The sequence below is a fragment of the Pseudoxanthomonas koreensis genome (assembly GCF_041890415.1).
Classification (GTDB): Bacteria; Pseudomonadota; Gammaproteobacteria; order Xanthomonadales; family Xanthomonadaceae; genus Pseudoxanthomonas; species Pseudoxanthomonas koreensis_A.
The window spans coordinates 225,008-251,608 of record NZ_CP169056.1 but is presented as its reverse complement, the minus strand read 5'-3'; the positions used below and the strand labels follow the sequence as shown (position 1 = coordinate 251,608).

Here is a 26,601-nt window from a genome sequence, read left to right as displayed (position 1 = left end):
TGCTCCTCCTGTTTCATCCGGCGCGCAGCCGGCGGCGGGCCAGCAGCATGAACACCAGCGCGTATCCCGATGCGATGGCCGCGTGCGCATATGGATTCCCTGCACTTTCGAAACCGGCCTGCCCCTGGGCCAGCGCAGCAAGATGGTACGCCGGCCACAGCGGCGCCAGCGTCTGCAGCAACGGCGGCAGCATCGACAGCGGCACGAACAGGCCCGACAGGAACGCCATCGGAAGATAGACCAGGTTGATCAGGGCCGGTGCGCCGCGCGCGCCGACCAGGGTGCCAAGCCACAGCCCAAGTGCACCCAGCGGCAACACCGAGAACAGTGCCACGCCGAGCAATCCGAGCCACGGCCCGGGTGCCAGGCGCACACCACCGGCGCCGACGGCCAACAGAGCCAGCACGGCCAGCATCACCAGCGAAAACAGCATGGCCATGCTCACCTTGGACGCCAGGTATGCGCCCGGCGGCATCGGCTGCGCACGCTTGAGGGTGAGCAGACCCTGCTCGCGGTCGACCGCCACGGTCATGCCGAAACCGAACAAGGCCACGCCCATCACCCCGAACACCGCGTAGCCGGCCAGCAGGTAGCGGGCGGCCTCGCCGCCATTGCCGCGATCCAGCAACACGCCGAACAGCAGGTAGAACAGCGCGGGAAACAGCAGGCACGGCACCGAGAATGAAGGAGTGCGCCACAGCCGCAGGAATTCGCAGCTCGCCTCGTGGCGCCAGATGCGCAGGGTCATGGCGACGCCGGCCATTGTCATGGTTTCCATCAGGCGGCTTCCTTGCGATCGGTTGCATGTTCCGGGCGAGCGGTGAGCGCCAGGAAGGCGTCAGCCAGGCCGGCGCGACGCACCTCCAGTTCCGTCAGTGCGGGATCTTCGGCCAGCAGTCGCCGCACCACCGTTTCGGCGCCGCTGGCCACCAGCTCCAGGCGTCCTCCGTGGCCGGTGCGCGCCTCGTGGACCTCCGGCCAGGTGGCCACCTGCGCCGGATCGAGCACCGACAGGCAGCCGATCCTGCGCTGCGATACCCGTGCGCGAATCTGCTCGACGCTGCCCTGTGCCAGCAGGCGGCCGCGGTCGATCACCGCGACACGGTCGGCCAGGGCCTCGGCTTCCTCCAGGTAGTGCGTGGTCAGCAACACCCCGCAGCCCTGTGCGGCCAGCATCCTGATCGCCTGCCACAGGCGCTGGCGCGCATCGATGTCCAGGCCGGTGGTCGGCTCGTCCACGAACAGCAGTTGCGGCCGGCCGCACACCGCCATCGCGAACTGCACGCGCCGCTGCTGGCCGCCGGAAAGACGCCCGTAGCGGCGGCCAGCCACGTCTTCAAGCCCGGCCAGGGCCAGGCATTCATCCACGGGGAGCGGATCACGGTAGTAGCTGCAGGTCAGGGCAACCAGTTCGCGCACCTGCAAGGTGTCGGGGATGCCGGCGGTCTGCAGCATCACCCCCGTGCGGCGGCGCGCCTCCATGGCCTGCGGCGGGAGTCCGAACAGTTCGGCCGTGCCGGAGTCGGGCGCGTGCAGGCCCAGCAGCAGGCTGATCGCAGTGGTCTTGCCTGCGCCGTTGGGACCCAGCAGCGCCAGCACCTGGCCGGCATGCAGCTCAAGGTCCAGCCCGTCCAGGGCGCAAGTGGCGCCGTAGTGCTTGCGGGCCTGTCGCAGCCGTGCAAGCGGGGCAGGAGTGGCGGTGTCCATCGGGCGTGCTCGTTGCAGGGAAGACGGTGCCATGTTGAACATCCACCCGCTGCGGGCGCAGTGGCCGATGCCATGGCAAGCACATGACAGCTGTCACTACGCCGCCGCGCCGGCAGCCGGCACCATGTCGTCCATCGCCGCTTCGGTCCGGCCACGAGGCCGGCCACTGCCCCGCCATGCGGCCGGGCCGCAGCGGCCGACGCGTGACCTCTGGCAATGGGCGGCGTGTACCCTTGCGCCGGACACTGCCTGGACTCACCCACGGATACGCAATGAACGCTTCTGCCGAACTGCTCAAGGAACTGCGCATCGAGCGCGACAGGAAAACGCCGTCCGCGCCCCCGCCGCGCCGCTTCAGCGCGCTGTTCGGGCTGGCGGTGGCCGGCGTGGTGGTGCTGGCGGTGCTGATCGCCTTCTGGATCACACGCGACGACGCGGCACCCGAGGTGCGCACCGCGCCGGTGGCGGCGATCGCGTCGTCCGCCGGCGGCGCTGCTTCGGTGCTGGACGCCAGCGGCTACGTGGTGGCGCGGCGCATGGCGACGGTCTCGGCCAAGGTCACCGGGCGGGTGCAGGAAGTGCTGATCGAGGAAGGCATGCAGGTCGAGGAAGGGCAGGTGCTTGCACGCCTGGAGCCGATCGACGCCGATGCCCAGCGCGCGCTCGCCGCGTCCCAGCTTGCGGCCATGCGCAGCCAGGTCGGGTCGGTGCAGGCGCAGTTGCAGGAAGCCGAGGCCCAGGCCCGGCGCCTGTCCGGACTGGTCGGGCAGCAGCTGGTCTCGCGCGCGCAGTACGAGCAGGCAGTGGCCCAGCGCGACAGCCTGCGCGCGCAGCTGGCCACCGCGCAGCGCAACGCGCAGGTGGCCGGCGACCAGTTGCAGATCGCCGAGCAGGGCGTGGACAACACCATCGTGCGCGCACCGTTTGCCGGCGTGGTGATCGCCAAGGCGGCGCAGCCGGGCGAGATCGTCTCGCCGCTGGCCACCGGCGGCTTCACCCGCACCGGCATCGGCACCATCGTGGACATGGAGTCGCTGGAAGTGGAAGTGGAAGTGGGCGAGTCCTACATCGGCCGGGTGCAGCCGCAGATGCCGGTGGAAGCCGTGCTCAATGCCTACCCGGACTGGCGCATCCCGGCCGAGGTGATCGCCATCATCCCCGCCGCCGACCGCGGCAAGGCCACGGTCAAGGTGCGGGTGGCTCTGAAGGAAAAGGACCCGCGCATCGTCCCGGACATGGGCGTGCGGGTGAGCTTCCTGGAAGCGGCGCCGGTGGCGGGCGAAGCCAAGCCGCAGGGCGTGCGGGTCCCGGCCGCGGCGATCGTGCAGCGCGACGGCGCGCAGGTGGCGTTCGTGCTCGACGGCGAGGACCGGGTGCGCAGGCGCGCGCTGGAAACCGGCCTGGCCATGGGCACCGACCGCCAGGTGCTGTCCGGGCTGAGCGCCGGCCAGACCGTGGTACTCGATCCGCCCGAGACCCTGAAGGACGGCGACCGCGTGCAGGTGGCGGACGCGGCGGCCAGATGATCCAGCAACGCCGCCCCAAGGCGGGGCGGCAGGCGGGACCGGGTGGGCCGGTCCAGGCCTTTTCATTCCAGCATGCCCCGCGCCCGCGGGGTCCACGACGAGGAACACCCGATGACCGCACTGGTTTCCCTGCGCAACATCACCAAGACCTATCAGCGTGGCCCCGAGAAGGTGCAGGTGCTGCATGGCATCGACCTGGACATCCCGGCCGGTGACTTCGTCGCACTGATGGGGCCATCCGGTTCGGGCAAGACCACCCTGCTCAACCTGATCGGCGGCCTGGACACGCCCAGCGGCGGCGAGATCGAGATCGAGGGCGAGCGCATCGACCGCCTCTCCGCCGGCCAACTCTCCAACTGGCGCAGCCGGCACGTGGGCTTCGTGTTCCAGTTCTACAACCTCATGCCCATGCTCACCGCGCAGAAGAACGTGGAGCTGCCGCTGCTGCTGACCAGCATGGGCGCGGCCGACCGTGCCCGCCGCGCGCAGATCGCGCTGACCCTGGTCGGCCTGGCCGAGCGCCGCAACCACCGCCCCAACGAACTGTCCGGCGGCCAGCAGCAGCGCGTGGCCATTGCCCGCGCGATCGTGGCCGACCCCACCTTCCTGATCTGCGACGAACCCACCGGCGACCTGGACCGGCAGTCGGCCGAGGAGATCCTGGAACTGCTGCAGCTGCTCAACCGCGAGCACGGCAAGACCATCGTCATGGTCACCCACGATCCGAAGGCGGCCGAATACGCCACCCACACCATCCACCTGGACAAGGGCGAACTGGCCACCGCGCCAGCCGCCCACTGACGGAGCGCCGCGATGAAATATCTGTCGCTCGTGTGGGCGCAGTTGTTCCGCAGCAAGACCCGGACCCTGCTGACCCTGCTTTCGGTGGTCACCGCCTTCCTGCTGTTCGGCATGCTCGACTCGGTGCGCGTGGCGTTCCAGTCCGGCGGCAGCAGCGTGGACGGCGCCAACCGCCTGGTGGTGACCTCGCGCCTGTCCATCACCCAGACCCTGCCGGTGCGCCTGGAACCCCAATTGCGCACGGTGGACGGGGTCAAGGACGTCACCTACGCCATGTGGTTCGGCGGCATCTACCAGGATCCGAAGAACTTCTTCCCCAACTTCTCGGTGGCGCCCAACTACTTCGACGTGTACACCAACCTGGAGCTGCCGCCCGAGCAGGTGCGCGCGTTCCAGGACACCCGCGCCGGCGCGGTGGTGGGCGAGGCGCTGGCCAACAAGTTCGGCTGGAAGATCGGCGACACCATCCCGCTGCAGGCCACCATCTTCCCGCGCCAGGGCAGCAACGACTGGCCGCTTGAACTGGTCGGCATCTTCCGCTCGAAGGACCGCACCACCGCCTCCAACGAAGAGAACCAGTTGATGATGAACTGGGCGTACTTCGACGAGGCCAACGACTACAGCAAGGGCATCGTGAGCTGGTACACGGTGACCCTGGACAACCCGGACCACGCCTCGCGCGTGGCCCAGGCCATCGATGCGCTGTCGGCCAACTCCGACCGCGAGACCAAGACCCAGACCGAGTCCGCGTTCCAGCAGGGCTTCCTCAAGCAGTTTGCCGACATCGGCCTGATCGTCACCTCGATCATGGGCGCGGTGTTCTTCACCCTGCTGCTGCTGACCGGCAACACCATGGCCCAGGCGGTGCGCGAGCGCGTGCCCGAGCTGGCGGTGCTCAAGACCCTGGGCTTCCGCGACGGCCTGGTGCTGGCCCTGGTGCTGGTGGAATCGGTGCTGCTGGTCGGGCTGGGCGGCCTGCTGGGGCTGGGCATCGCGCGGGCGCTGCTGCCGGTACTGGCGGCGCGCGCGCAGGGGTTGCTGCCACCCACCATCCCGGTGCAGACCTGGCTGACCGGACTGGTGCTGATCGTGGTGATCGGGCTGGTGGTGGGAGTGCTGCCGGCGCTGCGCGCCAAGCGGCTGAAAATCGTCGATGCACTGGCTGGCCGCTGAGGAGACCTGCCCATGAACAAGCAATGGTTGTGGAACCTGCTCACCGTGCTGGCGTTGCTGGCCGGGCTGGTGGCGTGGGTCCTGGCGCCCTGGCAGGTCGTGGCCGCGCTGGCGGTACTGGTTGCACTGTGGCTGGCGCTGACCCGCGGTGGCCGCGTGGCCGCGGCGGCCACCCGGATCGGGGTGGCGAGCCTGCCGCAACGCTGGGGCGCCTCGTCGGTGATCGTGGTCGGCATTGCCGGCGTGGTCGCGGTGCTGGTGGCGATGCTGTCGATGGGCCGCGGCTTCCAGGCCACGGTCTCCGGCACCGGCAATGAAACCACCGCGATCATCCTGCGCGGCGGCTCCCAGGCCGAGACCAACTCGGCCATCATGCGCGACCAGGTGCCGCTGATCGCCAGCCTGCCCGGCATCGCGCGCGATGCCGACGGGCGCGCGCTGATGTCGCCGGAGGTCGCCCAGGTGGTGACCCTGCCCGCGCGCAGCGATGGCAGCGACGTCAACGCGCAGTTCCGTGGCGTGGGCGAGCGCGGCTGGGACGTGCACCAGCACGTGCGCATCATCGAAGGACGCAAGTTCAACACCGGCCTGCGCGAGATCGTGGTCGGCAAGGGCGCGTTGCGCCAGTTCCGCGGGCTGGAGGTCGGCAGCAACGTGACCCTGGGCAGCGAGACGTGGGCGGTGGTCGGCGTGTTCGAGGCCAACGGCGTGCACGACTCGGAGCTGTGGACCGATGCCGAAGTACTGGCCAATGCCTACCAGCGCAACGCCTGGCAGTCGGTCAACGTGCGCCTGGACGGCAGCCAGGGGCTGGAGCAGTTCCGCGCGGCGATGGAGGGCGACCCGCGCCTGAAGCTGGACGTGGAGACCACCAAGGCCTACTACGCCAAGCAGAGCGGGCAGCTGAACCAGCTGCTGACCATCCTGGGCACGGTGATCGGCGGGATCATGGCGGTGGGTGCGGTGTTCGGCGCGCTCAACACCATGTACGCGGCGGTGGCCGGGCGCGCCCGCGAGATCGCCACCATGCGCGCGATCGGTTTCCGCGGCCTGCCGGTGGTGGTGGCGGTGATGCTGGAGACCATGCTGCTGGCGCTGGCCGGCGGCGCGCTTGGCGGGCTGCTGGCCTGGCTGGTGTTCAACGGCTATACGGCCTCGACCATGGGCGCCAGCTTCAGCGCGGTGGTGTTCGAGTTCAAGGTCACCCCCGAGCTGCTGTGGACGGGTCTGAAGTGGGCGCTGGGCATCGGCCTGGTCGGCGGCCTGTTCCCCGCCCTGCGCGCGGCGCGGCTGCCGATCACCGCCGCATTGCGCGAGGTGTAGCGGGCCGCACGCAACCAGGCCCGGCGCCACGCGCTGCCGGGCCTGGTTGCGCCACATGCGGTGCGGTGGCGCCTTGAGGCGCTCGGCCTACGCCACCACCACCTTGCGCCGGCTGCGCCACAGGCCCTCGCCGGCATACAGCGCCAGCCCCAGCCAGATCGCACCGAATCCAAGCGCACGCGCCGCATCGAACGGCTCGTGGAAGAACCACACCCCGAGCAGCAGTTGCAGGGTCGGCGCGATGTACTGCAGCAGCCCGACCACGCTCAGCGGAATCCGGCGCACGCCGTAGGCAAAGCCGATCAGCGGCACTGCCGTCACCACGCCGCTGAGCACCAGCAGCACGTCCACGCCCAGGCTCCACTGCCCGGCAAAGCCGCCGCCATGCCCGGCCTCGGCCCACAGCACATACGCCAGCGATGGCAGCAACAGGTACAGGCTCTCCAGCCCCAGGCCGGCCACCGGATCGACCGCCACCAGCTTGCGCACCAGCCCGTACACGCCGAACGACCCGGCCAGCCCCAGCGCGATCCACGGCGGCGAACCGGCGCTCCAGGTCAGCCAGGCCACGCCCACGGCCGCGCAGCCCACCGCGATCCACTGCAGCCGGCGCAGGCGCTCGTGCAGCACCACCACGCCCAGCACCACGTTGAGCAGCGGATTGATGAAGTAGCCCAGGCTGGTCTCGACCACGTGCCCGGCGTTCACCGCCCAGATGTACAGGCACCAGTTGAACGCGATCAGCGTCCCGCTCAGGGCCAGCGCGGCCAGTGCGCGCGGCTGCGCGGCGATGGCCCGGAGCCAGCCGTTGCCATGGCGCAGCCACAGCCAGCCGGCCACCAGCAGCGCACTCCAGATCACCCGGTGGGCCATGACCTGCAACGCCGGCACGCTCCTGAGCAGGTGCCAGTACACCGGCACCACGCCCCACACCACGAAGGTGGCGGCGGTGACCGCCAGGCCGCGGCGGTCGATGTCCTGCGCCTGCAGCGCGCTCACCGCCGCATTACCCGGGCCAGGGTGATGGTGACCACCCCGGCCAGGATCACCGCCATCGCGCCCAGCTCGTTCACGCCGAAGTGCTCGCCGGCCAGCCACGCACCCAGTGCCACCGCGATGGCCGGGTTCACGTAGGCATAGCTGGACACCAGGGCCGGGCGCACGTGCTGCAGCAGCCATACGTAGGCGCTGAACGCGACCACCGAACCGAACACCGCCAGGTACGCCAGTGCCAGGGTGCCGTGCACGGTGACCGCCTGCGGCAGCGACTCGCCGCGCAACACGCCGGCCACCAGCAGCATCGCGCCGCCGCACAGCATCTGTCCGGCTGCGGCCATGAACGGCGACGGCAGGTCGCGCCCGCGCGCCCACACCGAGCCGAACGCCCAGCCGATCGGTGCCACCAGCAGCAGGACCAGCCCCACCGGGCTGGCGTTGAGGCTGCTGCCGGCGTTGAGCCACAGCACCCCGGCAAAACCGATCGCGATGCCAAGCCATTCCATGCGGCTGGGGCGCTGCCCGAACAGCATCCCGAACAGCCCCATCCACAGCGGCACCGACGCCACCGCCACCGCCGCCAGGCCGGAGGACACGGTCTGCTCGGCTAGCACCACGCAGCCGTTGCCCAGCAACAGCAGCAGCAGGCCCAGCATCGCCAGGCGCTTCCATTGTCCGCGCGTGGGTGCGGCCACCCCGCGCCAGCGCAGGAATGCATACATGGCCGCGCCCGCCAGCAGGAAGCGCACGCCGGAGACCATCGTCAGGGGCGGCCAGCCGCCCTCCAGGGCGAAGCGGATCGCCAGGTAGGTCGAACCCCAGACCACATAGACGATGGCCAGTGCGGCGACGGCGGCCAGTCCGGCGGTGCGGGCCGGGGCCTGTGCGGGAGCATGCATGGGAGTGGGGAGGGGATGCGGTGGGAAATTCTAGTCCAGTGGCGGGCCGGGCGAACGTGCCATCGGCCATGGCGGCGGCTGCACTGGTGCAAGGCTGTGTTGCGCTGCGGTGGCGTGCGCGGCGCTGGCTGAAGCGCGTGCAACGGCCCGCGCATGCCGCCTTGCCCGCCCCCGGAGGCGGGCGCATATTCGGCCCAAGCGCCACCTGGAGATTGCGTCATGAAACCTGTGTCGATCCCTGCCCTGTTGCTGGTGTTGACCGCCGCGCTGCCGGCCCTGGCCGGCACCGCGCATGTCACCGATCCGGACCTGCCGCGTGCCCTGCCCGACGCCGGCCCGGTGAGCGTGTCCTGGACCGACCCGGCCGGGTTTTCCGAACTGCGCTACAGCGGCAACCGCTGGGAAGCACAACGCGGCGACTGGGTGAACCAGCTGGCCGGCTACGTGCAGGACCGCGCGACCAGGCGCCTGGCCGACGGCCAGCGGATGGACGTGACCATCACCGACATCCAGCGCGCCGGCCGCTACGAGCCGTGGCGCGGCATCAGCATGGACCGGGTGCGGATCATGCGCGACACCTATCCGCCGCGGATGACCGTGAACGTGCGCATCACCGGCGCCGATGGCCAGGTGCTGGCCGAGGGCGAGCGCAAGCTGCACGACACCAGTTACCTGATGAAGGGCTCGATCGGCGATTCCGATCCGCTGCGCCACGAGAAGCGGATGATCGACGACTGGCTGCGCCGCGAACTGCCCGGCACGCCGCGGGCCTGAGCGGACCCGGCGTGCCGGACCGCCTAGAACTCGGGCGCCAGCGCGCGCTCGATGTCCTCGCGCGGTGAGCGGGTGTAGTTGCGGGGCACCTCGGCCAGCAGCCGGTTGCGCACCTCGTCGTGCAGCAGCGGCCGGATCTGGCCCAGGGTCTGCGGGTCGGCGGCCAGCACCAGGTGCTGGAACCGCCCGCCCAGCGCATCGCGGTTCAGGCGCAGCGCCAGCTGCCGCGCAAAGGACGCCTCGTCGGCCTCGCGCGCGGGGGTGTCGGCCGGCAACACCGCCGGCATCACGCCTTCGGCCGGGTCCAGCTGCAGTGCTTCTTCCTGGTGCAGGCGCACCTGGCCGGTGTCGCTGCCGAGGTTGCGGAACAGCCGTGCCGACGCGCCGTCGGCAACAAGTATCCAGGCTTCGCGCGGGATCCTGCGCATGGAAACTCCCGTGTGGTGGAGGGTGGGCAACCGAGCCTACGCGGCGATGCGTTAGCGCGCCGCGCACGCCGGATCAGCGCGGCGTGGCCGCGCCGTCCACGCCGAACGGCCACGCCTGCGGCATCATGGCCGCAGCCTTTCGCAGGAGACCTGCCATGTCACGCTTCGACCTGAGCCCGCCCGATGACGCCAGCCGCCGCGCCCTGGCCGACGCGCTGTCGCCGGAAGAGCAGCGCGTGCTGCTGCAGCACGGGACCGAGGCGCCGTTCTGTGGCGCGTTCCTGGACAACAAGCGCACCGGCACCTACGTGTGCCGGCTGTGCGGCCTGCCATTGTTCAATTCGTCGGCCAAGTTCGACTCCGGCACCGGCTGGCCCAGCTTCTTCCAGCCGTACCACGACGCGCACGTGCGCCGCATCCGCGACACCAGCCACGGCATGATCCGCACCGAAGTGGTGTGCGCACGCTGCGGCAGCCACCTGGGCCACGTCTTCCCCGACGGCCCGCCGCCGACCGGCGAGCGGCATTGCCTGAACTCGGTGGCGCTTGGTTTCGTCGGCGAGGGCGAAGCGTTGCCCGACCCGCTCGGCCGCGGCGGCATCGAAGCCGGCCCGCCCTGAGCGCGGCAGCACGGTCGCGCCGCTAGCGCGGCGAGATGCCGTCGATCCGTTCCCAGACGCGGGTGAACACTTCAGTTGCCTCGTCCGCGGTCAACGGGCTGGCGGCCACGTCCACGCGCTGCAGGAACAGCTCCAGCGCCTGTTCGCGGCCGGCGCGCGGGTGGTTGAGGTAGACGTCGTACACCGCGCACAGCACCGGCCAGTAGCGCACGAAACTGCGCATGGCCCGCGCCCGCGGCAGACCGGGATAGCGCTGCTTCCAGTGCTCGCGCTCGCGGTCGATGTCGATCAGCTGCGCCGTGCGCGCCGGCCTTTGCGTCTGCTGCATTGTGCGGTTCTTCCTGGTGGCCACCGGCACGGCCGTGGCAATGTGCTGCCCCCTGCGTGCGCAGCATTCCAGCCCGGCCGTTGAACGCGGGTGAAGCCGCGCCCGCGCTCAGCCCAGCGCGGTGCCCGCCGCATGCCCGGACGCCCAGGCCCACTGGAAGTTGTAGCCGCCCAGCCAGCCGGTCACGTCCAGCACCTCGCCGACGAAGTACAGCCCCGGCACCAGCCGCGACTGCATGCTGGCCGAGGACACCGCATCGGTGTCCACGCCCCCCAGGGTCACCTCGGCGGTGCGGTAGCCCTCGGTGCCACTGGCCACCAGCGGCCAGTCGGCCAGCAGCGCGGCGGCCTGGCGCAACTGCGGCGGGTCGTACTGGCGCATCGGCCGGTTCGGCAGCCACAGCTCGCACAGGCGCTGGGCGAAGCGTCGCGGCAGCGCATCGGCCAGCACGGTCTTGAGTTCGGCATCCGGGCGTTGCCGCTGCTGCATGCGCAGCCAGTCATGCGCGTCGCGTCCGGGCAGCAGGTCCAGGCGCAGGTCGTCGCCCGGCTGCCAGTACGAGGAGATCTGCAGGATCGCCGGGCCGCTGACCCCGCGGTGGGTGAACAGCATCGCCTCGCGGAAACCCTGCCCGTTGCAGCGCGCCTCCACCTCCACTGCGACGCCGGACAGGTCGGCCAGCCGTTCCTGGTGGCGGCCGGACAGGGTCAGCGGCACCAGCCCGGCGCGGGTCGGCAGCACCGTGTGCCCGTACTGGCGCGCCAGTTCATAGCCGAAGCCGGTCGCGCCCATGCTGGGAATCGACAGGCCGCCGCTGGCCACCACCAGCGCGGGCGCGGTGAAGCGGCCCTGGCTGGTCGCCAGCCCGAAGCCGCCGCCATCGGCATGGTCCACCCGTTCCACGCTGCATTGGGTGCGCAACTCCACGCCGACGGCCGCGCATTCGTCCAGCAGCATCTTCACGATCAGCTTGGAGGACACATCGCAGAACAGCTGGCCGGGCGCCTTCTCGTGCCAGGCGATCCGGTGGCGGTCCACCATCTCGATGAAATGCCAGGGCGTGTAGCGCGCCAGCGCCGACTTGCAGAAGTGCGGGTTGGCCGACAGGAAGTTGTCCGGCCCGGTGCCGGTGTTGGTGAAATTGCAGCGCCCGCCGCCGGACATCAGGATCTTCTTGCCGGGCCGGTTGGCGTGTTCGACCACCAGCACGCGCAGGCCGCGGCCGGCGGCAGTGAGCGCGCACATCAATCCGGCGGCGCCGGCGCCGATCACGATGGCGTCGTGCCCGGCCACGCTAGCCACGGCCGCTCAGCCCGCCGGTGCCATGCGCGCCACCGGCTGCAGCAGCACCTCGCGGCCATCCTCGGCCAGCAGCCGCACCTCGCCGTCCTCGATCATCACGGTCAGGCGCAAGCCGCGCGTGTACAGCGCGGTCAGCGCGTCCACCTGGGCGGCGGGCAGGTCGAGCACGGTGAGGTTGGCGTGCCGCGCCAGCGCGCGCCCGCTCCTGTCCCACCACAGGTCCGCGGCGCGGCCGCCGTAGTTGAGCACCACCACCTGCGCGGCACGGCCACAGGCCTTGCGGATGCGCGCCTCGTCCGGCTGCCCCAGCTCGATCCACAGCTCGACCTGGCCGCTGTAGTCGCGCCGCCACAGGTCCGGGTCCTCGTCGTTGCTCAGGCCGCGCCCGAACTCCAGGCGTTCGTCGGCATGCAGCGCGAAGGCCAGCAGCCGCACCATCAGCCGCTCCTCGGTTTCGGAAGGGTGCTGGGCCAGGGTCAGCGGATAGGTCGCGTAGTGATGGCGGTCCAGGTCGCTGAGCTGCAGCTCGGCCCGGACCACGGTGGCCTTGAGCGCCATGGTGGATCCTGTTGCGCGCCGCCGGGGCGGGTGCGGGGCGTCGCATGATACGCGCCCGCGCAGGCCGGCATGCGGCGGCCGCCGCGGGCAGGCCTTATCCTTGGCGCCCATGTGCCGGCGGTTCCGGCGATGGACGATGCAAGACGATGACCGATACGCCCCCCGACCGGCTGGCCCTTGATCCGCGCAGCCCCTTCCATGACGCGGCCGCGATCGACCGCGGCGTGGGCGTGCGCTTCAACGGCGAGGAGCGCGACAACGTGGAGGAATACTCGGTCAGCGAAGGCTGGATCCGGGTGCAGGTGGGCCGCTCGCGCGACCGCCGCGGCAACCCGATGACGATCCGGGTCCGCGGCAAGGTGGAACCTTACTTCCACGAGCCGGCCTGAGGCCTCGGCGGATCAGCTGCGGCAATCTGCCAGTTCGCTGCGTGCATGCCACAGCACGCGCCGGGCCTGGTTCCAGGCGCCGCGCGCGGCCACCGGCAGGGTGCCGGCACGGATAGGGTCGGCGCCGTTGGCCAGCGCATGCTCGGCGCGCTGCAGTTCGCCCAGGAACCGGCGCGCCGGCGCCAGCAACTGCTGCACCCGCTGCGGATTGCAGCCGGCGTGGTCGCGCTCCAGCGCCGCCAGCTGCGTGCGGATGCGGGCGCTGGCCTCGCCGCCCGGCCCGGGCAGCGGTTCGTCGCTGATGGGCGCTGCACGCCAGGCATCGCCGGTGGCCGCGCTGCCCAGGTCCGATGCACGTTCGTGGCGGGCGGGGTTGAAGCGCACCTCCGGCGCCGGACGCGCGCGCGCCGGCTGCACGTCCTTGCCATGCAGCAGTTCGACCAGGGCCTTGTTCGCATTGGCAAGGCCCTGTGCGGCGCGATCGGCCACGCCGCCATCGGCGACCCAGGCTTCGTCGAACCGGGTTGGGCGGTAATCCACCGGGTTGGGCGGGTTGAGGATGTCGCGGGTGGCCGGTGGCGCCGGCGGCGGCACGGTGCCGGGCGGCAGGCGCGGCTGGCCGCGTGCGTCGTACAACCGGGCCAGCACGCTGGCGGGCGCGTTGCGCACGGGTGATGCGGATGCGGGCGCATCGGCGGGCATGGCGCCGTCGGCGCTATCGGGTGGACTGGGCTGGCCAGGCTGCACGGGTGCTGCGGGCGCCGTGCCCTCCGCGGGCGCGGTGGTCACGGATGGCGCCGCGGAAGGCCGGGGCACCAGGCGCAACTGGATGCGTGGTTCCTGCACCCGAAGCATCGGCGGGTCCGGCACCTGCATCAGCACGCGCGCGGCCAGCACCAGCACCACCAGGGTGGCAGCCATGGCCAGCAGGTGCGGCAGTGCGTCGGGGTGGCGGAGAGCAGCGTTCAAGCGGGAGCCCGGTTGCGACGGGGACACGCCAGCCTGACCGCATCCGGTGCGGACCGGTTCCACCTGCGCGGCCCGCGCTTCATCCGGCGTTGCAGGGCGCGGCGGCCGGCGCGGGCCATCGGTGGGCCGGCGCGGGCCCGCGCCGGCGCACATCCTGCGCGCCGCCGGCGGCCGGCAGCCCCGGCCGCGCGGCATGCCGCGATGTCAGCCGGCGGTCGTGTCGACCACGTCGAACGTGGCCACAGGATCGACCTCGGCGTCGTAGTCCACGTCATCACGCTCGAAGCCGAACAGCTTCAGGAACTCGTGCTTGTAGCTGGCGTAGTCGGTCACCTCGTACAGGTTCCCGCTGGTCACCTGTGGCCACAGCTCGCGGCAGGCCTGCTGCACGTCGTCGCGCAGTTCGCGGTCGTCCAGGCGCAGGCGGTTGGAGGCGTCGGTCGGTGGCGGCGCGGCGGCGTACAGGTGCTCGCGGAAGGTGCGTTCGAGCTGTTCGATGGTGCCTTCGTGCAGGCCCTGCTCCTTCATGATCCGGTACACGATGGCGATGTACAGCGGCATCACCGGGATCGCGGCGCTGGCCTGGGTGACCACCGACTTGAGCACCGCCACATTGGCCTGGCCGCCGCCGGGCTTGAGCCTGGCATCCAGGGCATGGGCGGCGCGGTCCAGGTCTTCCTTGGCCTTGCCCAGTGCGCCGTGCCAGTAGATCGGCCAGGTGATCTCGGTGCCGATGTAGCTGAAGGCCACGGTCCGTGCATCGGCGGCCAGCACGCCGGCTTCGGACAGAGCCTTGATCCACAGTTCCCAGTCCTCGCCGCCCATCACCGTCACGGTGTCGGCGATTTCCTCGTCGGTGGCCGGCTCGACCGTGGCCTGGATGATCTGGTCGCGGTTGGTGTCCACCGCGGTGGCGGTGTAGGGCTGGCCGATCGGCTTGAGCGCCGAGCGCTTGAGTTCACCGGTATCGGGCATGCGCCGCACCGGCGATGCCAGCGAGTACACCACCAGGTCCACCGGGCCGCCCATCTCCTCGCGGATGATCTCGATGGCCTTGGCCCGGATCTCGTTGGAGAACGCATCGCCGTTGATCGAGCGGCTCCACAGGCCGGCGTCCTTGGCCTGGCGGTCGAATGCGGCGGAGTTGTACCAGCCGGGGCTGCCGGGCTTCTTGTCGGTGCCGGGCTTCTCGAAGAACACGCCCAGGGTGGCGGCGCCGTAGCCGAAGGCGGCGGTGATGCGCGCGGCCAGGCCGTAGCCGGTGGAGGCGCCGAGCACCAGCACGCGCTTGGGCCCGTCGCTGCGCACGCCCTGCGCCTGGACGTAGCGGATCTGGTCAAGGACGTTCTTCGCGCACCCTTCGGGGTGGGCGGTGGTGCAGATGAAGCCTCGGACTTTGGGATGGATGACCACGCGGCTCTCTCGTGAAGCGGACGGGATGCGGCGCCCAGGGGCCGCAGGCCGCACAGTCTAAGGTGTCCGGCGCGGGATGGCCCTGCAGGGGCGTATGGGCGCGCACGGCCGTGCCACACTGCCGACTCCATCCACTGCTGCACTGCTGGCACGTGAACTATCTCGCCCACCTGTACCTGGCCGGCCCCGGCCATCCGGCGATGCTTGGCGCGCTGCTGGGCGATTTCGTGTTCGGCCGGCTGGCGCTGCAGGACTACCCGGCGCAGGTGCGGCGCGAGATCGTGATCCACCGCCGGGTGGACCGTTACACCGACACCCATCCCTTGGTGGTGCAGGCGCGCGGGCTGTTTGCCCCGGAACTGCGCCGCTATGCCGGCATCGCCCTGGACGTGTACTACGACCACTGCCTGGCCCGGGCCTGGGACCGCTACAGCCAGGTGCCGCTGGATGCGTTCACCGCGCCGTTCTACGCCTGGCTGCTGCAGCATCTGGACGGCTTGCCGCAGCGCCTGCGCGCGATCGCGCCACTGATGGCCGGGCACGACTGGCTGGGCAGTTATCGCCAGCGGCACAACGTGGACCGCGCCGTGGCCCGCATCGCCACGCGCCTGTCGCGCAACGGCGAGCGCCTGGTGGCGTGCCTGGACGACCTGGCCCGGCATGAAGCAGCAATCGCGGCCGGGTTCGAGGCGTTCTTCCCGCAATTGCAGGATTACGTGGCGCAGCTTCGGCCCAGCCTGGAGGCTTCCGAAGGCGGCCTGTAGGAGCCGGTCTCGCCGGCGACCTCCGGATGCCTGACGCGACCGTATCCCGGAGCGCGCGACGCGGTCGCCCGCAAGACGGGCTCCTACAACAAGAAGCGACGACGCTCTCGACCGCCGCATCGCACCACACCCGGCCACGATCTTCGGCCACCGCCTGTAGGAGCCGGTCTCGCCGGCGACCTCCGGATGCCTGACGCAACCGGGTCCCGGAGCGCGCGACGCGGTCGCCCGCAAGACGGGCTCCTACAACAACAAGAGACGACGACGCCCTCGACCACCGCATCGCACCACACCCGGTCACGCCCATCGGCCGCCGCCTGTAGGAGCCGGTCTCGCCGGCGACCTCCGGATGACTGACCCGACCGTATCCCGGAGCGCGCGGCGCGGTCGCCCGCAAGACGGGCTCCTACAACAAGAGCGCGACCGTGTCCCGGAGCGCGCGGCAGCAGCACATCAGGCAGGCATGTCCCCGCGTTTTGCTGCGCCGCAAAAGGCAACATCCAGCGCCGAATGTTAGCGTTCACATAACCCTCGGGAGAAACCAACCATGACCCATCGCACCCCGTCGCGCGCTCCGATCCACCGCCGCGCCCTCGCTGCGGCGATCCTCTCGGTTGCCGCGCTGCCGGCGCTGGCCGCCGATGCCGGGCTCAAGCTCAACGACCAGGAGTACTTCCACCGCACCGGGCTGGATGTCCTGGTCTTCAACAACTACTACGACGGCCTGTTCAGCGATTCCAAGCACGCCGGCGTGGAACTGATCCATCACGGCGTGCGCACCGCCACCAATGGCGACGTGCGCCTGAGCCCGACCCCCGAGCAGTGGGACCCGGTGGCGCTGATGGTCGAGCGCAAGGTCGATGCGGCCACCGGCACCGTCACCACCCGGCTGGGCTATCCGCAGGAGAAGTTCGAGTACGACATCCGGGTGACGCCGCAGGGTGAAGGCGTGCGCATCCAGGTGGTGCTGGACAAGCCGCTGCCCGCGTCGCTGCAGGGCCGCGCCGGTTTCAACATGGAGTTCCTGCCCTCGGCCTACTTCAGCAAGTCGTGGGCGATGGACGCGCGCAACGGCCAGTTCCCGCTGTACCCCTCCGGCCCCAGCAGCCGCGCGGCGGACGGCAAGACCGTGCGCCTGCCCATCGCCACCGGCAACCGCCTGACCCTGGCCCCGGAAGACCCGCAGCGCCGGGTCACCATCGAGAGCCGCAGCGGCGCGCTGGGCCTGTATGACGGCCGCAACCAGGCGCAGAACGGCTGGTTCGTGGTGCGCACCCTGCTGCCGGCCGGCAAGACCGGCCCGGTGCTGGACTGGACCCTCACCGGCAACACCGTGCCCGGCTGGACCCGCAGCACCGTGATCGGCCACTCGCAGGTGGGCTACCACCCGACGCAGCGCAAGGTGGCGGTGCTGGAGAACGACCGCAACGCCGCCGCCCCGGGGCCGGCGAAGCTGCTGCGCATCGATGCCGACGGCAGCGAGCACGTGGCCCTGGCCGCCGACACCCGGCACTGGGGGCAGTACCTGCGCTACGAGTACTACACCTTCGACTTCTCCGACGTGCGCACCCCGGGCATGTACGTGATCGAGGCCGCCGGCCAGCGCACCCACGCGTTCCGCATCGCGAAGGACGTCTTTGCCAACGCCTGGCACCCGACCTCCGACGTGTTCTTGCCGGTGCAGATGGACCACATGTTCGTCAACGAGGCGTACCGCGTGTGGCACGGCCGCCCGCACATGGATGACGCGCGCCAGGTGGCACCCAACCGCGAGCACTTCGACCTGTTCGCGCAGGGCCCGGACCTGGATTCGCCGTTCCAGCCGGGCGAGCACATCCCGGGGCTGAACTACGGCGGCTGGTTCGATGCCGGCGACTTCGACATCCGTACCCAGACCCACTACGCCACGGTGGCTTCGCTGGTCGATACCTGGGAGCAGTTCCGCCCCACGCGTGACGAGACCACCATCGACCAGAAGCGCAAGCATGTGGAAATCCACGTGCCGGACGGCGTGCCGGACCTGCTGCAGCAGATCGAGCACGGCACCCTGGCGCTGATCGCCCAGCACCGCGTGTTCGGCCATGCCATCCCCGGCATCGTCGAGCCGGACCTGGGCCAGTACACCCACCTGGGCGATGCGGCCAGCAAGACCGATGGCAAGGTGGACGATCCCAGCGATCCGGACTCGCCCAACGACGACCGCCTGGCGTTCACCAGCAATACCACTGCGCTGAACTACGGCTCGGCCGCCGCCCTGGCCGCCGCCAGCCGTGCCCTGCGCGGCTACAACGATGCGCTGGCCGACGAGTGCCTGGCCACCGCGCGCAAGGTGTGGGAATTCGAGCAGTCGCGCGAGCCCAACCTGTTCCGCGTGGGCAACACCACCGGCGGCCATCCGGACGACGAGCAGTTGCATGCCGCGGTGCAGTTGCTGCTGTCCACCGGTGATGACGCCTATGCCGACGCACTGCGCGCGTTGTGGCCGAAGATCGAGCCGCGCTTCGGCTTCAACGCCGGGATGGTGGTGAAGGCGCTGCCGAAGATGGATGCGGCCTTTGCCGCGCAGGTGCGCGAGCGCGCCGTGCGCATGCGCAAGGAACTGGCCCCGATGACCCGGGAGAACCCCTACGGCGTGCTGATCACCCGTGGCGGCTGGGCCGGCAACGGCGCCGTGGTTGGCATGGCCACCACCAACTACCACCTGCACAAGGCGTTCCCGGACCTGTTCGACATCGAGCCGACCCTGCAGGGCCTGAACTACCTGTACGGCACCCACCCGGACTCGAACATCTCCTTCGTCTCGGCCGTCGGCGCGCGCTCCAAGCAGGTGGCCTACGGCATGAACCGCGCCGACTTCAGCTTCATCGCCGGCGGCGTGGTGCCGGGCGTGCTGGTGCTCAAGCCGGACTTCCCGGAAAACAAGGAAGACTGGCCGTTCTTCTGGGGCCAGAACGAGTACGTGATCAACCTCGGCGCCAGCTACATCTTCCTGGTGCATGCCGCGCAGGACCTGCTGGGCGCGCTGCCGCCGCAGGAACGCTAGCCCTGCCCCCTGGCGGCCGCGCCGCGACCGCCAGGGCAACAGGATCTTCCGCCGATACGACGGCCCGGGCCGGTGCGTGATGCACCGGCCCGGGCGTTTCAATGCGCGGTCGCGCCGCCGAGGTGGCGCGACAGGAAAGCCAGCAGCCGGCGGTAGTACTCGCGGCGGTGCTCGACGCGATAGAACCCGTGGCCTTCGCTCGGGTAGTACAGGGTCTCCACCGGCACGCCGGCCTTCTCCAGCGCGCGCTCCATCCGCTTGCTGTGCGCGATCGGCGCACGCTCGTCGTTGCCGCCGGCGGCCAGGAACACCGGCACCTTGATCCGGTCGGCAAGGTTGACCGGCGAGCGCTGCTCCAGGTCGTCGCGCGCGCCGATCCACTCCAGCGCCCAGGTGCGCGAAGAGCGGCTGCGCCTGAAGGCGTCGCGGTGCATCATCGGCAGGTCGTAGACGCCGACGTAGCCGGCGGCGCAGCGGTACAGGTCCGGCTCGCGGGCCACGCCCATCAGCGCCGCATAGCCGCCGTAGCTGGCGCCGTAGATGCAGATGCGCTGCGGGTCGGCGATGCCGGCCTCGATCGCCCAGCGGGTCGCATCGGTCAGGTCGTCCTGCATGCGCCCGCCCCATTCCTGTACGCCGGCCTGCGTGTGCGCCCAGCCATAGCCGCCGGAGCCACGGTAGTTCACCCGCAGCACCGTATAGCCGGCCGCGGCCAGGACCTGGCTGTCGTCGTCGAACTGCCAGCCGTCGCGGATCCCGTAAGGCCCGCCGTGCGGCAGCAGCACCATCGGCTGCGGGCCGTCGCCGGCGTCGAGCGGGCCGGTGAGGTAGCCGTGCAGCTGCAGGCCGTCGCGCGCCTTGAAGCTGACCGCGCGCGAGGGCGGCACGGTGGCGGGCGCGATCCACTTGCGCCTGCTGAACACCCGCTCGGCGCTGCGCCGGGCAGTGTCGAACAGGAAGTAGTCGCCGTTGTTGCGGTCGCTGGACACGTAGACCAGGGCCTCGCGGCCATCGCCGGTGACCGAGGTGATCTGCACCGCATCGCCCTCGAAGGCCTTCTCCAGCATCCGGTACAGCTGCGCGGTCGGGGCCTTCTCGTCGAAGAAGCGGTAACGCACCCGGTCGGTCATGTACGAGGCGCCGATCGGCGTGCGCCCGTCCAGGTCGTAGAGGATGCGGTACGGGTCGACCGCCTCGTCGCGCAGCAGGGGGGTGTAGGTGCCGCTGGCCGGGTCCCAGGCCACCAGCGAGTCCGGCCCCTGCGGATGCTCCACCTGCAGGTAGGCCAGCTTGCCTCCGGCGGCGAACCCCAGCGCGAATTCGCGATGGCCGCTGCTGCCCTGGTCGTTGACCAGCCGCCATTGCGCACCGTCGCCGTCGCGGTAGTAGAGCTTGCTGACGTTGTCGCTGCCGGCGCCAAGGGCAAAGCGCACCTGGCCGGCGGCGTCGGTGGTGAAGCTGGCGTGCGGCAGCGGACCGGAGGCGACATGGGTGCGCCGCCGGGTGTAGAGGTCGAGCCGTTCGACCTGCGAGGTGGGGTCGCCCTGCTGGGCCACCGACTGGACCAGGATGTCCTTGTGTTCGCCGGGCAGCGGGTCGAGCATGAACACCGAGCCTTCCAGCACGGTGCGCACGTGGGTGACCAGCGGGTTGCTCTCCTTCAGCCCGTACGGGCTGGCCAGCAGCTTGGCGTAGCTGCCATCGGCATTGACCGCGTGCAGTTCGCCAATCACCCCGGGCTGGTCGCGCGAGCCGTAGCGGTGCGCCATCGACACCACCACCCGCTCCCCGTTGGCCCACCAGAAGTCATCGACCTCCGAGCCGGCACCGCCGGCGATTTTGGCGGTGGCCTCCATGCCGTCGCGGCGCACGACCGCCAGCACGGTGCGGTCCTCCATCGGCACGGTGACCGCGAAGTACGCGCCGTCGGGCGAGATCTTGACCCGCTCGTACAGGTCGCGCCTGAGGTAGGGTTCCAGGTCCACCTTCGCCGGGTCCGCGCCGGCCGGCGCAGCCAGCATCCATCCTGCCGCCAGGGTGACGGCCATCCTCGTCAGTCCACGCATTGCTTTCCCCACTGTTCCAGTTCCCGGCGCGCATGGTGGCAACCGGGAGCGCGTCGTTCTACCCGGGATCAGGCGGGCATTGTGCCCACGGACACGGACACGGCCATGGTCATGACCAGGCCAGGCCTTCGCCCGACCTGCGCTGGAACACTACCCGCTCGGGCCGGTGCAGCAGGAAGCCCTGGCCGTAATCCACCTGCAGCTCGCGCAGCACGGCCAGCACGCGTTCGTCGCTGACCCACTCGGCCACCACCCCAAGCCCGCGCTGGTGCCCGATCTGCACCACCGCGCTGACGATCACCTGGCTCATCGCATCGCTGCCGAGGTCGCGCACGAAGCTGCCGTCGATCTTGATCATGTCCACCGGCAGGTTCTTCAGGTAGCCGAAGGAGGACATGCCGGCGCCGAAATCGTCCAGCGCGATGCGGCAGCCGGCCGCACGCAGGCGCTCGATCACCCGCACCACCTTGAACAGGTTGCGCACGGCCACCGTCTCGGTGATCTCCAGGCACACCCGCTGCGCCGGCACCTGGAACTCCTCGATGGTGGCGAGGATGAAGTCGGCCAGGTCCTCGTCGTCGATGCTGGCGCCGGACAGGTTGATCGCCAGGGTGCCCAGTTCCCCGCCGCAGGGATGCAGGCTGGAGAAATTGGCCAGTGCGGTGCGGATTACCCAGCGGTCCAGCACCGGCATCAGGCCGTAGCGCTCTGCCGCCGGCAGGAATGCGCCGGGCAGCGCCACCTCGCCGTTCTCCTCGCGCAGGCGCAGCAGCAGTTCGATGTGCATGGGCCGCTGCACGGCCGGGTCCAGCGGCAGCACTTCCTGGTAATCCAGCAGCAGGCGGTCCTGCTCCATCGCCAGGCGCAGGCGGTTGACCCACTCCATCTCGCTGTGGCGGCGGGTGGTGTCGGCGTCCTCGCGGTACACCCACACCCGGTTGCGGCCTTCCTCCTTGGCCTGGTAGCAGGCGCTGTCGGCCCAGGCCAGCAGGTTCTTCAAGGTGCTGCTGCGGTGTTCGGCCAGGACCACGCCGATGCTGGCGCTGACCGTATAGCCGCAGCCCTGCCACAGGAATGCCACCTGCTCGATGCAGCGGCGCATCTGCTCGGCCAGGGTGGTGGCCTGGGCCAGGTCCACGTTGAAGGCCAGCAGCCCGAACTCGTCGCCGCCCAGCCGCGCAAGCACGTCGCCGGCGCGCAGCTGGCGGCGCATGGCCTGCACCAGTTGCACCAGCAGCTGGTCGCCGGCCATGTGCCCGGCCAGGTCGTTGATCAGCTTGAACTGGTCCAGGTCGATGTACAGCAGGGCGAAGGTGGACCCGCTTTCGCGGCCGGCAGCCAGCGCCTGCTGCAGGCGGCGCTCGAACTCGCGGCGGTTGGGCAGTTCGGTCAGGCCGTCGTGCGCGGCCTGGTAGCGCAGGCGCTCGGTCAGTGCGCGCTGCTCGCTGGTGTCGCTGGCCACCATCAGCAGCCACGGCGCGCCGTCGACTTCGACCCGGGCCAGGGCCACGCTGGCCCAGAACTGCTCGCCGGCGGCGTCCAGCGCCGCCTCGCGGTTGGCCCAGTCGCCATCGCGACCGGCTTCCTCCAGCGCCTGCGCCCCCATGGCGGCATCGGCAAACAGTGACAGCAGCGGCACGCCGGCCACTTCACCCAGGCGCCGCCGCGCGGCCTGGTTGGCGTAGGCGACCCGGCCATCACGGCCATCGGCCAGCAACACCAGCGCCGGCAGCAGGTCGTTGAGCACGCGGAAGCGGGCTTCACTCTCGCCGAAGCGCGTACTCATGCGCCGGCCCAGTTCCAGCGCGCGGCGCTGGGTGGTGGCCTGCAGCCACAACAGCAGTGCCAGCAGCACGCTGATGGTGGTGCCGGCCAGGATGATCAGGTACAGGCGGCCCAGGTCCGCGCGCGCGGCCTGCGGCCATACGTGCAGCTCCCAGCGGCGCCCGCCGAAGGCGAACTCGCGCTGCTGGACCCGGTCGCTGTCCTGTGGCACCGGAGCAGTGGCGAACACCAGGTTGCTGCCTTCGGGCGCATCCACGTCACGGATGTCCACGTGCATGTAGTCCAGGATGCGTCCCTCCAGGGCATGCCGCACCATCGGCTCCAGCCGCAGCGACAAGGCCAGCGCGCCGACCTCGCGTTCGCGCCGCTCGGCCACGGTCGCCGGCACCGGGCCGCGCGTGTACACCGGCACCCGCACCGTGATCCCCTGCGCCGCGGCGCCACCGGCATCGCGGAACTGGAGCAGCGCGAACGGCGCCGAGATGCAGGTGCAATCGGTATCGCGCGCTTCTTCCAGCGCGGCCAGGTTCTCCGGCTGGCCGGCGATGTCGAACCCCATGATCGACTCGTTGCCCTGCAGCGGCGCCACGAACACGTAGGGATAGGACGATGGTTCACCGGCCGGGACGCCCTGGAGGCGGCGGGCGAACGCGGTGACCACGTAGCCGGGCAACTGCTCGCGCACGCGCAGGTTGTCGTGGTACTCGGCAAACAGCCGCTGGTCCATGAGGTCGTCGGACAGCAGCACCGTCTGCATCGCCCGCAGGGCCAGCGCGGCGGTGGACAGCGGCTCGCGCAGGCGACCGGCGGCCGCATCGGCCAGGGCGCGGTGCATCGTGCCGGCACGCTCGTGCACGTCGGTCCATTCGCGCCGCGCCAGCTCGGCGGTGATCAGCAGGCCGGCCAGCAACACCAGCAATGCCCATGCCGGCGATGCCAATGCCGGCACATGCGACAGGTTTCCGGCCTTGTCCAGCGAAACTGGCAGTGTCTGTGGCACTGGCATGAAAGCGTCCTGCATGACATGGCCGTCCATGTCGGCACGGCGCAGGGGGCGGGAAGGACACGGGCTTGCACCGCGTCCGCTCCAGCCGGTCGAATCATGTCTATCGGTCCGTGGCGGTGAATTCTTGACCGCGGCCCGGGGATGCCCGGACATCCGGCAACCCCGACCGACAATACCAGCCCACGCCCGAACACCCGTCAAGACGGTGCCGGACAATCGGCGCCATCGCCATGGCGCATCGCAGCATTCCGGTGCCAGCGATGAAGCCGTCGGCCGCAATGCATGCCGGCGCGGTCATGCGACCGGCGGCGCGGAGTCCAGGAACGCGGAAGGGGCGTTGCCGCCCCCTCCGCTTCACATCGTGGCCGTGGCTCCGGCGTCAGCGCGCATCCTGCGCCGCAGCCGGGTACGCGCCGGGCAGGCGCGGTGCGGCCGAACCGAGCACCTTGGCAGCCTCGGCCGAGACCGGCACCGCCTTCACGCCCTCCGGCTGGCGGGCCAGCTCAAAGTGGCGTAGTTCCGCGCTGCGGAACACGGTGCCGTGGTATTGCGGCAGCGACACGCCGTTGGCCTCGAACCCGGTGGCCCGGCCGAACGCCTCCAGGGTGGCGTATTGCGCGCGGCAGTCCTTGCCCGGCACGGGGCTCCAGGTCACCAGCGGCTCGCTGCCGCCGGCACGCACGTAGACGTTGTGGTCCACCCGGCTGGCCGGGCGCTGGGTCTGCGTGGCGCACATCGCCTGCGGCTGGTCGAAACGCAGCAGCGGCTTGTCGTAGCCCTCGCCGCCCACCAGCAGGTTGCCCTCGAACACGTGGTCCACCCGCTCGTGCACGTCCGGGCCGGTGGCCGGGTGCCAGGCGAAGTGGTCGGCGGTGGCACTGCGGCCGTCGCGGTCGATCATCACCTGCGAATCGAGGAAGGTGTTGTGGTAGATGCGCGCGCCGGCGCTGTTGAGGATGCGGATGCCCTGCTCGTTGTTGGCGAACACGTTGCCGGCTACCACCACGCCCTTGGAGATCTCGAAGAAGAACCCGATCAGGGTGTTTTCCACGTAGTTGTCGGCAAACACGCCTTCCACGTTGCCCACGTCGTACCACACGCCGTTGGAATGCGGGTGGTCGATGATCAGGTTGTCGCGCACCACCACGTCGTAGGACTGGTTGAAGATCTTAACCGCCGCCGGGAAGTAGCCGGTGAGCTGCTCGATGTTGTTGCGGCGGACGATGTTGCGCTCCAGCAGCGAGCCGGACGAGCCGATCAGGTAGATGCCCTCGGTGCCGGTGTCGCTGACCAGCGAGTTGCGGATGGTCACGTTGTCGCCGCGGAAGTAGCCGGCCACGCGCGAGGTGAAGCTGATGGTCACGTGCTCGAGCGTGGTGCCCACCACCTGCTTGCCGTGCTCGCTGCGCGGCGAGATGCCCACCGGGTCGTCGGTGGGCTCGTCGTTCGGGCCGGTGGACGGCTTGCGGTCCTCGATGTCGATGGCGCGGAACGCGTACTGGGTGAAGGTCAGGCCGCGGATGGTCGGGCCCTTGCCGTCGGACGCCTTGCCGTGCACCTCGCGCGAGGGCCGGTGCAGGGCGATGTCGTGCGCGGTGATCTCGATCTGGTGCTGCGCCGGGTCCACGCCGACATAGACATAGCCGTTGGCGTAGTCGATGTAGTAGCCCTCGTCGCCCAGCTCGCCGGCCCAGCCCTGCGACAGCAGCGGCTTGCCATCGACGAACACCATGTCGTTGTTGAAGCGGTGCAGCGGGGTGCGCATGCCCTCGCGCTCCAGCCGCCACCAGGCCAGCGGCGTGGCCGGGAACAGGCGGTCCCACTTCGTGCGCCATACGCCGTCGCGCAGCTCCTGCCATTCGCTGGCCACGCGCGTGCCCTTGAGCACCGGGCGTTCGCCCAGGTAGGGCTGCAGGGTGATGCCCTGGTTGAGCTGCAGGCCGCCGGTGCGATAGGTGCCCCCGCGCAACACGATGCTGTCGCCGGTCACCACCCGGGCGATGGCCGCCTCGATGGTGGTGGGCCTGGACAGCGTGGTGCCTGCGGCGTCGGCGTCACCATCGGGCGCCACGAAGTACACCGTGCCGCTGTCCGGCACCGGATACGACTGCGGGATCGGCCCGTAGGGACCACCGGACGGCTGGGCCACGGCCGGAACGGCCACCAGCATTGCGGCTGCGAGCAGCCACGGGCGCAACAGGCTGGACGCAATGCGCAGGCCGCACGGCTGCGCAGGATTCGGAATCGACATGTGTCCCTCCCAGGACGAGCCAGTACGTTTGTTGGAGGCGCACGATACGGCATCCCGTCCGGATGTTAGCGCTAACGGATACTAGCATCGCCGCCGCCGCACGAATGCGAACTGGGTAGCGGTTCGGCGTGCATGCCGGGGCGGGACGGGCATCTGCTGCGCCATGCACGCGCGGATCACCGGCACGGGCGCATCGTCATCGCTCCCCCGACCCGAGGATCTCCCATGCGCCTTGTCCCACTGCTTGGCCTTGCCGCCCTGGGCACCGCGACCTGGTGCGCGCTGCAGCGCAGGCACAACGCCCACCGCACCGATGGACGCCTGCGCGCACGACGCGACGACGGCAGCCGCACTGCGCCGCATGGCGATGTGGCCCTGGCCGGCATGCAGGCCGATGCCGGCCTTGCGCTGCGTGCGCCGGCCCAATCCAGCCCCGGCTTCGGCGCTACCTGAGCCGCTGCATCCGGCAACGCACCACCG

At 70.5% G+C, this 26,601-nt stretch carries 23 protein-coding genes; 10 read left to right on the top strand and 13 right to left on the bottom strand.

Annotated elements, in window-relative coordinates:
* Positions 1-13: 13 nt before the first annotated feature.
* Together ACEJ41_RS01160 and ACEJ41_RS01155 are read right to left on the bottom strand one after the other, a co-directional pair.
* Positions 14-778, bottom strand: coding sequence for an ABC transporter permease (locus ACEJ41_RS01160; RefSeq protein ID WP_374012977.1), 765 nt, complete (start codon positions 776-778; stop codon positions 14-16).
* On the bottom strand, positions 778-1,740 hold the full coding sequence (locus ACEJ41_RS01155; protein WP_374012976.1) for an ABC transporter ATP-binding protein: 963 nt from the start codon (positions 1,738-1,740) through the stop codon (positions 778-780). Before ACEJ41_RS01155 ends, ACEJ41_RS01160 begins: the two co-directional genes overlap by 1 nt.
* Positions 1,741-1,979: 239 nt before the next feature.
* On the opposite strand from ACEJ41_RS01155, the gene ACEJ41_RS01150 reads away from it, so the two are divergent.
* From ACEJ41_RS01150 to ACEJ41_RS01135, 4 genes are all read left to right on the top strand, one after another.
* Positions 1,980-3,233: an efflux RND transporter periplasmic adaptor subunit gene (locus tag ACEJ41_RS01150; protein ID WP_374012975.1), complete on the top strand. Its 1,254-nt coding sequence runs from the start codon at positions 1,980-1,982 to the stop codon at positions 3,231-3,233.
* Between the two features lie 111 nt (positions 3,234-3,344).
* On the top strand, positions 3,345-4,034 hold the full coding sequence (locus ACEJ41_RS01145) for an ABC transporter ATP-binding protein (protein ID WP_374012974.1): 690 nt from the start codon (positions 3,345-3,347) through the stop codon (positions 4,032-4,034).
* Positions 4,035-4,046: 12 nt separating this feature from the next.
* Complete coding sequence (locus ACEJ41_RS01140) at positions 4,047-5,207, top strand: ABC transporter permease (protein ID WP_374012973.1); 1,161 nt, start codon at positions 4,047-4,049, stop codon at positions 5,205-5,207.
* A 12-nt stretch (positions 5,208-5,219) separates the two neighbouring features.
* Positions 5,220-6,530, top strand: coding sequence for an ABC transporter permease (locus tag ACEJ41_RS01135; RefSeq protein ID WP_374012972.1), 1,311 nt, complete (start codon positions 5,220-5,222; stop codon positions 6,528-6,530).
* Between the two features lie 87 nt (positions 6,531-6,617).
* On the opposite strand, the gene rarD is transcribed toward ACEJ41_RS01135, so the two are convergent.
* Both rarD and yedA read right to left on the bottom strand, forming a co-directional pair.
* The gene (rarD, locus tag ACEJ41_RS01130; protein WP_374012971.1) at positions 6,618-7,529 is read right to left on the bottom strand and encodes an EamA family transporter RarD; all 912 of its coding nucleotides are present in this window, start codon (positions 7,527-7,529) and stop codon (positions 6,618-6,620) included.
* A complete protein-coding gene (gene yedA / locus ACEJ41_RS01125; RefSeq protein WP_374012970.1) occupies positions 7,526-8,425 on the bottom strand; it encodes a drug/metabolite exporter YedA in 900 nt (299 codons plus the stop codon). Before yedA ends, rarD begins: the two co-directional genes overlap by 4 nt.
* Before the next feature lie 219 nt (positions 8,426-8,644).
* Between yedA and ACEJ41_RS01120 the strand changes: the two genes are divergently transcribed.
* A complete protein-coding gene (locus ACEJ41_RS01120; RefSeq protein ID WP_374012969.1) occupies positions 8,645-9,199 on the top strand; it encodes a DUF3016 domain-containing protein in 555 nt (184 codons plus the stop codon).
* A 23-nt stretch (positions 9,200-9,222) separates the two neighbouring features.
* On the opposite strand, the gene ACEJ41_RS01115 is transcribed toward ACEJ41_RS01120, so the two are convergent.
* Entirely contained in the window at positions 9,223-9,627 is a 405-nt protein-coding gene (locus tag ACEJ41_RS01115) for a host attachment protein (RefSeq protein WP_374012968.1), read from the bottom strand.
* Positions 9,628-9,782: 155 nt separating this feature from the next.
* On the opposite strand from ACEJ41_RS01115, the gene msrB reads away from it, so the two are divergent.
* Complete coding sequence (msrB, locus tag ACEJ41_RS01110; protein WP_374012967.1) at positions 9,783-10,247, top strand: peptide-methionine (R)-S-oxide reductase MsrB; 465 nt, start codon at positions 9,783-9,785, stop codon at positions 10,245-10,247.
* A gap of 22 nt (positions 10,248-10,269) precedes the next feature.
* Here msrB and ACEJ41_RS01105 read toward each other — a convergent pair whose 3' ends face one another.
* From ACEJ41_RS01105 to ACEJ41_RS01095, 3 genes are all read right to left on the bottom strand, one after another.
* Entirely contained in the window at positions 10,270-10,575 is a 306-nt protein-coding gene (locus tag ACEJ41_RS01105) for a hypothetical protein (RefSeq protein WP_374012966.1), read from the bottom strand.
* A 108-nt stretch (positions 10,576-10,683) separates the two neighbouring features.
* On the bottom strand, positions 10,684-11,877 hold the full coding sequence (locus tag ACEJ41_RS01100; protein WP_374012965.1) for an NAD(P)/FAD-dependent oxidoreductase: 1,194 nt from the start codon (positions 11,875-11,877) through the stop codon (positions 10,684-10,686).
* 6 nt (positions 11,878-11,883) lie between these two features.
* Positions 11,884-12,435 carry a YaeQ family protein gene (locus tag ACEJ41_RS01095; RefSeq protein WP_374012964.1) on the bottom strand — a complete coding sequence of 184 codons (552 nt, stop codon included), beginning with the start codon at positions 12,433-12,435 and terminating at the stop codon, positions 11,884-11,886.
* A gap of 146 nt (positions 12,436-12,581) precedes the next feature.
* Here ACEJ41_RS01095 and ACEJ41_RS01090 point away from each other — a divergent pair, with 146 nt between their 5' ends.
* On the top strand, positions 12,582-12,824 hold the full coding sequence (locus tag ACEJ41_RS01090) for a DUF3297 family protein (RefSeq protein WP_374012963.1): 243 nt from the start codon (positions 12,582-12,584) through the stop codon (positions 12,822-12,824).
* 12 nt (positions 12,825-12,836) lie between these two features.
* Here the strand turns inward: ACEJ41_RS01090 and ACEJ41_RS01085 are convergent, their stop codons facing one another.
* Both ACEJ41_RS01085 and fabV read right to left on the bottom strand, forming a co-directional pair.
* Positions 12,837-13,793, bottom strand: coding sequence for a hypothetical protein (locus ACEJ41_RS01085; protein WP_374012962.1), 957 nt, complete (start codon positions 13,791-13,793; stop codon positions 12,837-12,839).
* Positions 13,794-13,997: 204 nt separating this feature from the next.
* Complete coding sequence (gene fabV, locus ACEJ41_RS01080) at positions 13,998-15,206, bottom strand: enoyl-ACP reductase FabV (RefSeq protein ID WP_374012961.1); 1,209 nt, start codon at positions 15,204-15,206, stop codon at positions 13,998-14,000.
* A gap of 152 nt (positions 15,207-15,358) precedes the next feature.
* On the opposite strand from fabV, the gene ACEJ41_RS01075 reads away from it, so the two are divergent.
* The gene (locus ACEJ41_RS01075) at positions 15,359-15,970 is read left to right on the top strand and encodes an ACP phosphodiesterase (protein ID WP_374012960.1); all 612 of its coding nucleotides are present in this window, start codon (positions 15,359-15,361) and stop codon (positions 15,968-15,970) included.
* 547 nt (positions 15,971-16,517) lie between these two features.
* A complete protein-coding gene (locus tag ACEJ41_RS01070) occupies positions 16,518-19,013 on the top strand; it encodes a glycoside hydrolase family 9 protein (RefSeq protein ID WP_374012959.1) in 2,496 nt (831 codons plus the stop codon).
* 98 nt (positions 19,014-19,111) lie between these two features.
* Here the strand turns inward: ACEJ41_RS01070 and ACEJ41_RS01065 are convergent, their stop codons facing one another.
* From ACEJ41_RS01065 to ACEJ41_RS01055, 3 genes are all read right to left on the bottom strand, one after another.
* Entirely contained in the window at positions 19,112-21,061 is a 1,950-nt protein-coding gene (locus ACEJ41_RS01065; RefSeq protein WP_374012958.1) for an alpha/beta hydrolase family protein, read from the bottom strand.
* Positions 21,062-21,188: 127 nt separating this feature from the next.
* Entirely contained in the window at positions 21,189-23,870 is a 2,682-nt protein-coding gene (locus ACEJ41_RS01060) for an EAL domain-containing protein (RefSeq protein WP_374012957.1), read from the bottom strand.
* 379 nt (positions 23,871-24,249) lie between these two features.
* Positions 24,250-26,121: a right-handed parallel beta-helix repeat-containing protein gene (locus tag ACEJ41_RS01055; RefSeq protein WP_374012956.1), complete on the bottom strand. Its 1,872-nt coding sequence runs from the start codon at positions 26,119-26,121 to the stop codon at positions 24,250-24,252.
* A 225-nt stretch (positions 26,122-26,346) separates the two neighbouring features.
* Between ACEJ41_RS01055 and ACEJ41_RS01050 the strand changes: the two genes are divergently transcribed.
* Positions 26,347-26,574, top strand: a complete 228-nt coding sequence (locus ACEJ41_RS01050) for a hypothetical protein (protein WP_374012955.1) — start codon at positions 26,347-26,349, stop codon at positions 26,572-26,574.
* The last annotated feature ends 27 nt before the right edge of the window (positions 26,575-26,601 follow it).